This is a genomic window from uncultured Veillonella sp., from assembly GCF_900545795.1.
GTDB lineage: Bacteria > Bacillota > Negativicutes > Veillonellales > Veillonellaceae > Veillonella_A.
In genome coordinates this window covers 24,581-36,120 of the sequence record NZ_URAR01000018.1, presented here as the reverse complement: position 1 = coordinate 36,120, position 11,540 = coordinate 24,581, and the positions used below count along the sequence as shown (strand labels likewise).

Sequence of the window (11,540 nt, the reverse complement as noted above, 5' to 3'; positions counted from 1 at the left end):
TAGAAGTAAAGTTAGAAGTAAAGTTAGAAGTAAAGTTAGAAGTAAAGTTAGAAGTAAAGTTAGAAGTAAAGTTAGAGGTTAAATGAGAATAAAACCCATTATATGAATAGTTAAATCTAATCTTAAATGAGAATTAAGTAGCGGCCTAAGCTGAAGGAATAATCTAATACACACAATTGAAAATGGCTATCAAATAGCATGGTTGTGCGGTTCTTCTATGCAAAATAGTTGTAGGTACATGCTAAAAAATAATAACAAATCATTCTCCATAAGTTTGACAAGATGGAAAAATCATGTCATAATGAGAATATAAATTTAAGGTAAGTTCCTTAACGAGTTGATAATCAAGAAATTATCTAGTATATTTTTTGGAGGTGTCCAATCATGAGAGTTATCGGTGATGAATGTATTAAATGTGGTTCTTGTGCTTCTGTGTGCCCAGTAGGCGCTATTAGCGAAGGCGAACTTAAATACGAAATCAATGACACTTGCATCGACTGTGGTTCTTGCGAATCCGTTTGCCCAGTTGGTACAATCCATCCAGCAGAATAATTTGGATGCTTAAAGCCCTCTTCGGAGGGCTTTTTTAGTGCCCTATTAGATTGTATCGTCTCATAAAGTCTACGCTGCATAGATTGTAAGCGTAGACTTTTTATATTACACTAAATCACGAAGATACCTTATATAAGCATTTTCATTGTATATGTTTACATTAGTTAGATAGTATTGAGTTTTTATGATTCACCTATGTATTAGGAATATAAAGCTATAGCTCATAGTAGGTGAGATTGAAGTTACTCAAGAGAAAGGATTTCGTATGGATAGTGGCAAGATTGGGCAACTTATTTTACAGTTGCGTAAAGAAAAAGGACTAACTCAAAAAGAGTTGGCTGAGCAGCTTCATATTACTTATAAAACAGTGTCTAAGTGGGAATGTGGCAAGGGCATACCTGATGTGGTGTTATGGGAACCTTTGTCACAGGTACTGGGGGCAGATGTGTTAAAGTTATTGCAAGGAGGCTTATCGACGAATCAAAGTGATATGGGAAATATTAGACGCATAAAAATTTATGTTTGTCCTCATTGCGGCAATATTTTAACGAGTACCAGTGCCGCGCAGCTCAGTTGCTGTGGTCGTTTATTACAAGCTGTAAAATTTGTCACTGGTAATGAAGCACATCGACCAGATTTAGAAGTGATAGATGGCGATAATTATTTACGCTTTAATCACTCTATGGCAAAGGGGCAACATATATATTTTGTAGCCTATGTATATGATGATTTTATATGGTTCCAGCGTTTATATGCAGAACAAGAAGCTGCTGTACGCTTACCACGCATGAGACGGGGTGGAAAGTTTTTGGTCTATTGTGACCATGGTGCCTTTATGTATACTAAGCTCTGGTAGTTAGGCAAATTTGTAAATATATTTGGAACATACAGTGGTAGGAGAGAATAGACAAATTGATTGTCCATAGCTTACAATAAAGAGTAATATATTATAATAAAGGATGATTAGAACAAATGACTTTTTATGTAATTATGGGGCTAGTATGGCTAGCTTTAGATCAAGCGACTAAGATCTATGTGCAAGACACCATGTATTTGGGAGAGTCTATACCAGTGATTCCCAATGTGTTTCATTTCACGTATATTTTGAATAAAGGGGCTGCTTTTGGCATTTTAGAAGACCAACGAATTTTCTTTTTGTTGATTGTCGCCATTTTATTAGGCGTACTTTTTTACTTGCGCAAGTATATCTATAATGGTTCGAAGGCTTTAAAAGTAGGAACTTCTTTATTGGTTAGTGGTGCTTTAGGCAATGGCTGGGATCGATATCACTTAGGTGCTGTAGTTGATTTTTTTGATTTTAGAATCTGGCCTATTTTTAATGTAGCCGACATTGGAATTTGTCTTGGTGTGGCTGCTTTAATTTATCATGTGTGGCGTCAGCCAGAGAAAGGGGATAAATAAATGAGCGACATAAAACAATTTCAAGTGTCAGCAGATGCAGAAGGGCAACGCTTAGATGTATTTTTGACTGATTTATTAGGAGGCTCTAGAAGCTATGTACAACAATTAGTAAAACAGGGCCTAGTACAAGTTAATGGCAAGGTAGGGAAGAGTAATTTAAAGTTAACTGCGGATAGTGTAGTAACTGTAGAGATTCCGGAGCCGCAGTCAACTGAAGTAAAGCCTGAAAATATTCCATTAGATATTTTATTTGAGGATCATGATATTATCATCATAAATAAAGCTCGTGGCATGGTAGTTCATCCTGCAGTAGGAAATTACAGTGGCACTTTGGTGAATGCATTGCTATATCATTGTAAGGATTTATCCGGTATTAATGGTGAAATTCGGCCAGGCATTGTGCATCGGTTAGATAAAGATACATCCGGTGTTATGATGGCGGCTAAAAATGACGCGGCTCACTTAGGCTTGGCGGAACAAGTTAAGGCTCATAGTGCACAGCGCACGTATTATGCCTTAGTTCATGGCAATATTGTGGAAGAACGGGGCGTTATTAAGGCGCCTATTGGCCGTCATCCAAAGGACCGTATGAAGATGGCTGTAGTATTTGAAAATAGTAAAGACGCGGTGACTCATTTTAAAGTGCTAGAGCGCTACGGGAATCATACTTTGGTGGAATGCCAATTAGAGACGGGGCGTACGCATCAAATTCGCGTGCACTTTGCTCATATTGGGCATCCTGTGGTAAATGATCCCTTCTATGGATATAGAAAGATGGATTTTCCTATTGAAGGGCAAGCACTTCATTCTTATAGTTTGCGCGTTACACATCCTATTACAGGCAAAGAGTTATATTTTGAAGCGCCTTTGCCAGCAGACTTTTTAGCATCTATTGAATATGCTAAAGAGCATAATAAATGAGTATAGTTCCATAGTTGTATTTACAAAAAGTTCTAATAGCTAGGAAAGGCGGATATGATGGCAAATAAGACGAAGGAATTAGGACGTGACGGAGATAGCCGCATTTTAATGGATGAGCAGGCTATGATGCGCGCTGTACGTCGCATTAGTCATGAAATTTTAGAACGCAATAAAGGCTTAGAGAATGCTTTGATTATTGGTATTGAGCGCCGTGGCGTGTATTTAGCGCATCGCTTGCAAAAGCAAATTGAAGCGATTGAAGGTACCTCTATTGAGGTGGGCACTATGAATGTTGCCTTATATCGGGATGATCGAAATACTAAAGTAAAAGAAGGGACTCCTTTTACAATTGATACAACGGGGAAACTTGTCATTTTAGTGGATGATGTGCTCTATACAGGGCGAACTATTCGGGCGGCTTTAAATGCTCTTATGGAAGTAGGGCGTCCGAGGGCGATTCAGTTGGCTGTATTAGTAGACCGTGGCCATCGTGAGTTACCTATTAGAGCTGATTATGTAGGTAAGAATATACCTACCTCTCATGCTGAAACAGTTCGCGTCAATGTGGTTGAACAAGATGGCATTGACAGTGTAACTATTTCATAATCGCAACTATTTGGTAGTGCATAAAAACAAAACCCGCCATATGGCGGGTTTTATTTTTGGGGTCGATACTAGAATTTTGAGGTTTCTTTTACATAGAGTGGAGACATGTAATAGTCGCGATGCCCTTGACGGTGCTCTGGTGTATTCATGCATAAAGCTTGAATATCTGTAGCCCTCATGTCTAATTCTAGAAGTTGGCGTGTAAGTTGCGATGTTTGTGATTGATGGGCTTCAGAAGAATTGCTTACATTTTGCACATCTTGTACAAAGGGCGCCCATTTTTGAATTAATGGGATAGCTCCCATTAGGTCTGTTGCTGTAGCGCGACTTTTTAACCAAGGTCTGGCCTTGTTGGTAAATCCTAATAGTCTTGCATAGGTAGGTCCTAGTCTATGAGCAGAATCTTGTAATGATTTGCTTATATTTAGCACTGTATAGGCTCCCATGCGCTGCAAGCGACTAAAGGTATAGCGCTTTGACTTAATTTCCTCTAATGCAGAGGGCCAAGATGGAGCGGCGCTAGCTTTAGACCAAAGACTTTCAAGTCCTTCGGTAAAATCTGGATAGTTCTTCAAATCAAAGGCTGACTTAAGGCGGCTTTGATAGTGAACTAGATTCATATAATAATCGTAGTTTACATAGCGCTGATGCTGTAATGCCTCTTGGACACTAGCTTGAGTTGCTACAGGGAAATTAGACATTAGTTCAGCTATCTCAAGTTCACTAGGCAGAGATTTTTTAAGGTCGCTCGTCTCAATGTTCTCAGGCGTATTGAAGTTCATATTGCGAGTAGCGGCGATAGCATTAGTCGTGGTAATAGATAATTCGGAAATAGCCTGTCGCAAAGCTGTGCCGGATGGGAAGTGTTGTGATAAGCTACTAGAGTGATGGTCTGATTGTCGCGCGATAGGGAGAATCTGTAGGGGAAGACGATGCGTCTGAATTGCTTTTACATATTCTAGAGCGAGTATATTATTTGGACCGGTTAAAACTCTTTCTAAGTCGTCCCCGTTTAGGGCTAAATTCGCGTCTGCATGTTGTATAGCTTTTCGCAGTGATGTGCCATAGGAATAACCTTCCTTTAGATAGGCTTGGCACTGCGATTGTACAGCCGCGCTTTGACTTATTTTGCTTAGCTGCCATAGAAGATCAATGTCACTAGTTTCTGCCCCAAAGGATAGGGTTGTGACGCCGAGTCCAGCTAATAGGCGCACTGCGCCAGTGGCGAAGCGCTCAGCATTAGACGTAGCAAAAATAGTAGGCAATTCAACAACTGCATGGGCGCCGCTCATTAGAGCCCATTGAGAGCGCAAAAATTTATCAAATAAGGCCGGTTCTCCACGCTGTACAAAGGAGCCACTCATAGCGACTACAATGAGTGCATCGGGATATATTTTTTTTATTTCATTAATGTGATGTGCATGCCCTGTATGAAAGGGATTGTATTCAGCTACAATACCGACGATATGCATGGAAACTCCTTTTTATATAATTGGGAACATAATGATTAGTAAATTGTAATTAAGTATATTTTAATTAGCTAGATTAAAATTAAGTAGATTATAATTAGGTCTATGATACTCATAGACTATTATTTTATTATAGCATTTTCGAAAGAGATATAGCATATTAGATAAAGAGTTATAGCATATTTAGAGGAAGAATTATAGTATGCTAGGGAAAATTTATAGTACGTTAGAGAAAGAAATTATAGTATGTTAGAGGAAGACTTATAGCATGCTAGGGAAAAATTATAGTACGCCAGAGAAAAAATTATAGTACGTTTGACAAAACTTACCTGTAAAATTATATGGATATGAATTTCACGTATGCTAGATATGTCATGTATGTATTAATTTTGTGTGGTAATTTTATAAAAAATGGTGGCTAAGGTTACGATTAAAGTGTTATAATGAGAATGCACGTATACGTGCAGGCAAAAGATATGAATCGAGGAATTTTATGAAAAAATGGCTTACAATCCTCATGATGGGGGTTCTGTTAGTATTTATAAGTGGCTGCGGAAGTGATAAGGCCATAGATAATTATAGCTTTGGTCACAAAGTCATTAAAGCAGGCAATTCTGAAGTTACCTTTGCGCTTCCTTTTGATATTGGTGTACAGCCGAATACAACCCAGAATGCGTTGGGCTATCCGGTAACTACATATTTAGGAGCAGATAAAGAATTTTTAGTTTCCATTGAGGCTATTTCGCCTAAAGCAGGTCAACCTTTGCCTAGTGCAGAGGCGTATGCACAGGAAACAAAAGCATTTTTTGATAAGAGCTTTGGCTCAAAATTATCTTGGCAGGCTAGTGCTACAACAATTGATGGCGTTAATGGCGTAAAAGCTGATGCTGAACTTGTAGCAGAGCAGGCAAAAATTCATTTCTTCCAATATACCTTTGTAGATAAAGGTGTATTGTGGAATATTACCTATCAGTATCCAATTAATAGTACGATGGGTGCTCAGATTTCTGACCTGGTGGTAGGAAAAATTCAAATTACTAAGAAAGAGGGATAAGTAATGAATGTTTTAGTAGTAAACTGTGGCAGCTCTTCCTTAAAGTACCAATTAGTGGACATGACAAATGAAAGCGTATTGGCAAAAGGGCAATTTGAAAAAATTGGTGCAAATGATGCAATTTTCACTCACAAACGTCCTAGTGGTGATAAATTAGAAAAAGTAGAACCAATTTTAGACCACAAAGCAGCACTTAAAATTTTGCTCGACATTTTAGTTGACAAAGAGTATGGCGTTATTGCATCTATGGATGAAATTGATGCAGTAGGTCATCGTGTAGTACATGGTGCTGAAAAGTTTGCTGACTCTGTATTGATCAATGACGAAGTAATGGCTGCGTTGAATGAATGTGCAAAAATGGCACCTTTACACAACCCACCAAATATTCAAGGTATTGAAGCATGTCAATCCATTATGCCAAATGTACCTCAAGTGGCTGTATTTGACACTGCATTCCATCAATCTATGCCACCAGAAGCTTATTTATACGGTCTTCCATTAGACGTATATGAAAAATATGGCGTTCGTCGCTATGGCTTCCACGGCACTAGCCATCGCTATGTAGCTGATCGCGTAGCTGAAATCATGGGCAAACCACTTAGCGAATTAAAAATTATTTCTTGCCACTTAGGTAATGGTTCTTCCGTTACAGCTGTAAAAGGTGGTAAATCCGTAGATACTTCCATGGGCTTCACTCCACTTGCAGGCCTTGTAATGGGTACTCGTTGTGGTGATATTGACCCAGCTATCGTTCCTTTCTTAATGGATAAAATGAACTTGTCCACTAAAGAAGTTGACGATTTAATGAATAAAAAATCTGGTGTGCTTGGTATTTCTGGCGTGTCCAATGACTTCCGTGTGCTTGAAGAAGCAGCTGAAGCCGGCAATGAAAAAGCTCAATTAGCTCTTGACATGTTCCACTACAAAGTACGTGCTACTATCGGTGCTTATGCAGCTGTTATGGGTGGCGTTGACGCTATCGTATTCACTGCAGGTATCGGTGAAAATGGTATTGGTAACCGCGAAGCAATTTGCCAAGGTTTAGAATACTTAGGTACTGAACTTGACAAAGAACGCAATAATGTACGCGGTAAAGATACTGAAATCAGTGTAGAAGGCGCTAAAGTAAAACTTTTCGCTATTCCTACAAATGAAGAAATTATGATTGCTCGCGATACACAACGCTTAGCAAAATAATTTACAATTTTATACCAATAATTAATTTGATTAATTATAAGCGCGCAGTGCCTTCGGGTACTGCGCGTTGTGGTTTAGGGGTTTGGAAAAGGAAACAATAAATGAAAATGAATCTTCCTAATTTAAGTACACATTTTATATATTTAGCCTCGGCCTCACCGCGGCGAAGTGAATTGTTGCGGCAGTTTGGTGTATCCTTTGAAGTAGTAAAAAGTACATATGAAGAGACTCATGAAGCCTGGACTGATCCAGCTCAGTATGTCATGATGCAAGCTCAAGGCAAAGCGCGAGCAGCGGTGCTTCCTGGAGTAGCAAAAGGGCAGAGCTCATATGGTGTTTTAGGGGCTGACACAATAGTAGTGTTTAATCATCAATTATTAGGCAAGCCACAGGATGAGGCTGAAGCGATTAAGATGTTAACGGAACTATCTGGTACTAGGCATCAAGTTATGACCGGGATGTGCTTAAGACGATTTAATAAAAATCAAGAACTCATCAGTGAAAATACTTTGTTTGTGAGCACTGATGTGGAGTTTTTTGAATTAACTAAAGCTGAAATTGAGGACTATGTGGCTACTCGCGAGCCTATGGACAAGGCAGGAGCTTATGGTATTCAGGGCTTAGGTGGTTATTTAGTTAAAGCCATTCATGGGTCCTATACGAATGTAGTGGGCTTACCGGTGGAAGTACTATTAAGAGCGGTAAAGGACGAGCAAAGAGTATAAGTTGTGAGCCTGGATAGAGTTGTAAAGAATAAAATTGTTAAGCTGAATTGAAAAGTGCAAAGTTTTAAAAATAAAGTGTACATCATAAAGTGTAAAGCAGTGAAGAGCAAAGAATAAAGCGTACAGTAGCTAAAAATAAAGTGCTTAAGAGATAAGGAGGGGCGTGCAAAGTAGTATAGAGTAGAGGTATGAGGTTACTAGAGTTGCATAGGATGGGCATGTGCCATGTAGGGGCTTAAGGGAAATTTCTTTGATGTATATATTGTTGTAGGGAGGCATATATGCAAAATACTACCTGGTGTGTTGGTGAAGGACCAAGAGAAAAGTTTATTAATTTAGGTGCAGCTGGTTTGTCGACGATTGAGTTAATTGCGATTTTGCTTCGCACGGGGCGAAAAGGCTGTTCCGTTTTAGAGATGGCCCGTGAAGTGCTGGATTCAGTGGTAGACGGTGCCTATGGTCTCAATGATGTGACTGTGGAGCGATTGCAACAGGTCAAGGGGATTGGTCGCGATAAAGCGGTGACTATTTGTGCTGCTGTAGAGTTAGGGCGGCGCCTTGGGCAAATGAGAGTTAAGCATTTGTATGAAGATTTTAGCCATCCAAAAGCTGTAGCTACTTATGTTATGGAGCGCCTTCGTCATGAGCGAGAAGAACATTTTTGTGCAGCCTTTTTGAATTGCAAAAATAAACTAATCCGCTTGGACACCATCTCCATTGGTGGTTTGACGGGGAGTTTGGCGGAACAGCGCAGTGTATTTCGAAGAGCCTTAGAAGCAAATGCGGCGAGTTTGATTTTAATTCACAATCACCCATCCGGCGATGCGAGCCCTAGTGATGAGGATGTGCGAATTACAAAAATTTTTAAGGAGGCTGGTGATGTTATGGGCATTCCAGTCTTAGATCACATTGTTATTGGCGATGGAATTTATGTGAGCCTTTGTGAGGAAGCTTTGCTGTAAATTTTAGGGCGTAAACCTTCTTGCAAACTATGGCTTTCTACGTTTCGGGAATATACAAAATCTCCTTGAAATGGTATTATAAAATGATGAGTATAATAAGGAGATAAAGAATATGATTCGCTTATTTTCGTCTTTAGGACGTGATTTAGGAATAGATATTGGCACTGTAAATACACATATTCATGTACAAGGTCGCGGCGTAGTTTTGTCGGAGCCTTCCTTAGTGGCTACTGATACAAAGCAAGAAGGCATCGTAGCTGTAGGAGCTGATGCGGAGCGTCTATTGCTTCGCACACCTGATATGCTTGATGAATTGCGCCCTTTGCGCGATGGTTTTATTGTAGATTATCGCGTTATGTTGACCATGTTGCGCCATTTTATGGGTAAAGCATCTCGCTCAGTAGGACGCACACGGGTCATTATGGCGGTTCCCTGTGGGATTACTGATGTAGAACGGCGCGCTATGACAGATGCGATTATACAAGCCGGTGCGCGAGAAGCTTATTTAGTAGAAGCACCTGTAGCAGCTGCTTTAGGCTGTAATTTACCGGTATTTGAGCCGATTGGTAATATGGCAGTAGATATTGGTGGGGGCACTACTGATATTGGCGTTATGTCTTTAGGTGGTAAAGTATTAGCTAAGACGGCTCGTGTAGGTGGCCATGATTTTAATGCTGAGATTTTATCCTATATTAAAAATACTTACTCTGTCATGATGGCAGAGGAAACTGTGGAGCAAATCAAACTTGATTTAGGGACTGCCTTACCACCAGAAGAAGAGGTGGAAGTGTCTTTTTTAGGTCGTGACATTGCTAATGGACTTATGAAGCGCGTAACGATTCATAAATCGGAAATTTATGAAGTGTTGCAAGCACCACTGCAACATATTGTAGATGAAATAAAGAACGTTGTAGAACAGATTCCGCCAGAACTTGCTGCTGATATTTTAGAGCGCGGTATGATATTAACCGGTGCGACGGCTCTTATGGAAGGTTTGGGGCAACGGATTAATGCAGAATTGGGCATTCCGGTGCAGATTCCAAAAGATCCGGGTTTTGCTGTAGCCGTTGGTTTAGGGCAGGCGTCAAAGGAATTTGAACGGATGGATCGTTTCATTATTGCATCGAAGAGTCGGAAAGGAAGGGCTTAATGTTTTCGTCAGATAGAAAATTAATTGCTTTTATAGGCTTATGCTGCGTCTTTTTAGCCCTTTTAGGCTATGCGTGGAAGCAACGCACCAGTATACCCTATGTGTCAGTTGGCCTAGAGCAAGTGACTACGCCATTTACCTATGGGGCCTCGCGATTCTTAGGTTCTTTTAAGACGGGCATTACAGTGATTGACAATGCTATAAATGGAACTAAGGAAATGGATCAGCTTCGCAATGAAAAAGCAGCCTTAGAGCAAAAGGTGGTTAATTATGATGAAGTTGTGGCTGAAAATATTCGCCTTCGCCAATTAGTGGCTTTTGAAACAAGTCATCCTCAATTTGATATGGTTGCTGCTGCAGTAGTGACTCGCGATTTTGGCACTTGGACTAATACTTTTACCATTGATCGAGGCAAAGAAGAAGGTCTTGATGTAAATATGGCGGTTGTTATTCCAGGTGGTGTAGTGGGCTTCATTAGTGATGTGTACCCTCATTCAGATCGCGTGCAAACGATTTTAGACCCTCGTACGTCTATTGGCGTCATTGTTCAACGGCCTGAATCACGCGTAGCCTCTGTGGTGAAGGGGAATGGCAGCAATCCTAATGAGCCTTTACTTGTCAATGTAGCGCGCGATGGCGATGTGTTGACTGGTGATACACTAATTACCTCTGGGTATGGTGGGGTGTATCCTAAAGGTTTATTAGTTGGCCATGTGGCTCGCATTGATAATGATTCGGAAGGCTTTGTTAAAAATGCAGTAGTTCAATTGTCAGCTGATTTAAGCAATGTGGAAGAAGTATTTGTGATTTTGCGCTCCCGTGAAGGAGAACTAGACAAACCAAGTCTTACACCTAAACTTGTGCCACAAACACAGCGTGATCAAGTGGAAGGGGTCAAAGGAGCACAGTAATGAAGATTTTATTATATGTTCTCATGGCGATACTTACCTTTTTGATTCAAGCCGATGCCTTTCCCATGCTATTTAAACATGAGTGGATGCCCAATTTAATTTTAGTTTGGGTGATTGTACTGTCCTTGTTAAAAGGGCGACGTATGGGCTTAGGAGCGGCTATTATAGGTGGTTTAATTCACGATTTAGTTATATCTAATGCGTTTGGTTTGCACTTTTTCCCTTACATAGTGGTGGCCTATTTTGTCAGTATTTGGTCTCACTCAGTGTATGAGGAACAGTGGTATGTAACCTTTGCTTGGGTATCTGGCGCTACTGTGTTAGATATGATGGTTCGTATTGGTATGCTATGGTTAGGTCGTGAAGATATATTAATTGGTACCTATATTTGGCACCATATATGGCCTGTTTGGTGGCTCAATGGTTTAATTGGCATTGTACTTCATGAGTTGATTTGGAATATGGAAGAACGCGATGAATACATTTGGTAAGAACACAACTGGTAAAAGTACAGTTGCGCTTCTTATAGTATTAGCTAAGCTTTTAAGCTGTAATAAAGATGGGAAGGAGG

At 40.0% G+C, this 11,540-nt stretch carries 13 protein-coding genes; 12 read left to right on the top strand and 1 reads right to left on the bottom strand.

Annotation, left to right across the window (positions count from 1 at the left end; all coding sequences use genetic code 11):
- Window positions 1-384 precede the first annotated feature (384 nt).
- From QZR90_RS08080 to pyrR, 5 genes are all read left to right on the top strand, one after another.
- Complete coding sequence (locus QZR90_RS08080) at window positions 385-552, top strand: DUF362 domain-containing protein (RefSeq protein ID WP_295197722.1); 168 nt, start codon at window positions 385-387, stop codon at window positions 550-552.
- Window positions 553-817: 265 nt separating this feature from the next.
- On the top strand, window positions 818-1,408 hold the full coding sequence (locus QZR90_RS08075) for a helix-turn-helix transcriptional regulator (RefSeq protein WP_295790646.1): 591 nt from the start codon (window positions 818-820) through the stop codon (window positions 1,406-1,408).
- A gap of 116 nt (window positions 1,409-1,524) precedes the next feature.
- Window positions 1,525-1,974: a signal peptidase II gene (lspA, locus tag QZR90_RS08070; protein ID WP_295790643.1), complete on the top strand. Its 450-nt coding sequence runs from the start codon at window positions 1,525-1,527 to the stop codon at window positions 1,972-1,974.
- A 9-nt stretch (window positions 1,975-1,983) separates the two neighbouring features.
- Window positions 1,984-2,895: an RluA family pseudouridine synthase gene (locus QZR90_RS08065; RefSeq protein WP_295790650.1), complete on the top strand. Its 912-nt coding sequence runs from the start codon at window positions 1,984-1,986 to the stop codon at window positions 2,893-2,895.
- 54 nt (window positions 2,896-2,949) lie between these two features.
- Entirely contained in the window at window positions 2,950-3,501 is a 552-nt protein-coding gene (pyrR, locus tag QZR90_RS08060; RefSeq protein WP_295790640.1) for a bifunctional pyr operon transcriptional regulator/uracil phosphoribosyltransferase PyrR, read from the top strand.
- 68 nt (window positions 3,502-3,569) lie between these two features.
- On the opposite strand, the gene QZR90_RS08055 is transcribed toward pyrR, so the two are convergent.
- Window positions 3,570-4,973 (bottom strand): nucleotidyltransferase family protein, encoded by a 1,404-nt coding sequence (locus QZR90_RS08055; RefSeq protein ID WP_295790637.1) that lies wholly within the window; start codon window positions 4,971-4,973, stop codon window positions 3,570-3,572.
- A gap of 490 nt (window positions 4,974-5,463) precedes the next feature.
- Between QZR90_RS08055 and QZR90_RS08050 the strand changes: the two genes are divergently transcribed.
- From QZR90_RS08050 to mreD, 7 genes are all read left to right on the top strand, one after another.
- Complete coding sequence (locus QZR90_RS08050; protein WP_295790633.1) at window positions 5,464-6,024, top strand: hypothetical protein; 561 nt, start codon at window positions 5,464-5,466, stop codon at window positions 6,022-6,024.
- 3 nt (window positions 6,025-6,027) lie between these two features.
- Window positions 6,028-7,221 carry an acetate/propionate family kinase gene (locus QZR90_RS08045; RefSeq protein ID WP_295790629.1) on the top strand — a complete coding sequence of 398 codons (1,194 nt, stop codon included), beginning with the start codon at window positions 6,028-6,030 and terminating at the stop codon, window positions 7,219-7,221.
- A 101-nt stretch (window positions 7,222-7,322) separates the two neighbouring features.
- Complete coding sequence (locus tag QZR90_RS08040; protein ID WP_295790626.1) at window positions 7,323-7,946, top strand: nucleoside triphosphate pyrophosphatase; 624 nt, start codon at window positions 7,323-7,325, stop codon at window positions 7,944-7,946.
- A 281-nt stretch (window positions 7,947-8,227) separates the two neighbouring features.
- Window positions 8,228-8,908, top strand: coding sequence for a DNA repair protein RadC (radC, locus tag QZR90_RS08035; protein WP_295790623.1), 681 nt, complete (start codon window positions 8,228-8,230; stop codon window positions 8,906-8,908).
- Between the two features lie 112 nt (window positions 8,909-9,020).
- Window positions 9,021-10,058: a rod shape-determining protein gene (locus tag QZR90_RS08030; RefSeq protein ID WP_295790621.1), complete on the top strand. Its 1,038-nt coding sequence runs from the start codon at window positions 9,021-9,023 to the stop codon at window positions 10,056-10,058.
- A complete protein-coding gene (mreC, locus tag QZR90_RS08025) occupies window positions 10,058-10,969 on the top strand; it encodes a rod shape-determining protein MreC (protein WP_295790617.1) in 912 nt (303 codons plus the stop codon). The genes QZR90_RS08030 and mreC overlap by 1 nt, the downstream gene beginning before the upstream one ends.
- Window positions 10,969-11,460: a rod shape-determining protein MreD gene (mreD, locus tag QZR90_RS08020; RefSeq protein ID WP_295790615.1), complete on the top strand. Its 492-nt coding sequence runs from the start codon at window positions 10,969-10,971 to the stop codon at window positions 11,458-11,460. The genes mreC and mreD overlap by 1 nt, the downstream gene beginning before the upstream one ends.
- Window positions 11,461-11,540: the final 80 nt, after the last annotated feature.

Coding starts and splice junctions, on each gene's coding strand:
- QZR90_RS08080 (WP_295197722.1), top strand. CDS start 385: ATGAGAGTTATCGGTGATGAATGTATTAAATGTGGTTCTTGTGCTTCT.
- QZR90_RS08075 (WP_295790646.1), top strand. CDS start 818: ATGGATAGTGGCAAGATTGGGCAACTTATTTTACAGTTGCGTAAAGAA.
- lspA (WP_295790643.1), top strand. CDS start 1,525: ATGACTTTTTATGTAATTATGGGGCTAGTATGGCTAGCTTTAGATCAA.
- pyrR (WP_295790640.1), top strand. CDS start 2,950: ATGATGGCAAATAAGACGAAGGAATTAGGACGTGACGGAGATAGCCGC.
- QZR90_RS08055 (WP_295790637.1), bottom strand. CDS start 4,973: ATGCATATCGTCGGTATTGTAGCTGAATACAATCCCTTTCATACAGGG.
- QZR90_RS08050 (WP_295790633.1), top strand. CDS start 5,464: ATGAAAAAATGGCTTACAATCCTCATGATGGGGGTTCTGTTAGTATTT.
- QZR90_RS08045 (WP_295790629.1), top strand. CDS start 6,028: ATGAATGTTTTAGTAGTAAACTGTGGCAGCTCTTCCTTAAAGTACCAA.
- QZR90_RS08040 (WP_295790626.1), top strand. CDS start 7,323: ATGAAAATGAATCTTCCTAATTTAAGTACACATTTTATATATTTAGCC.
- radC (WP_295790623.1), top strand. CDS start 8,228: ATGCAAAATACTACCTGGTGTGTTGGTGAAGGACCAAGAGAAAAGTTT.
- QZR90_RS08030 (WP_295790621.1), top strand. CDS start 9,021: ATGATTCGCTTATTTTCGTCTTTAGGACGTGATTTAGGAATAGATATT.
- mreC (WP_295790617.1), top strand. CDS start 10,058: ATGTTTTCGTCAGATAGAAAATTAATTGCTTTTATAGGCTTATGCTGC.
- mreD (WP_295790615.1), top strand. CDS start 10,969: ATGAAGATTTTATTATATGTTCTCATGGCGATACTTACCTTTTTGATT.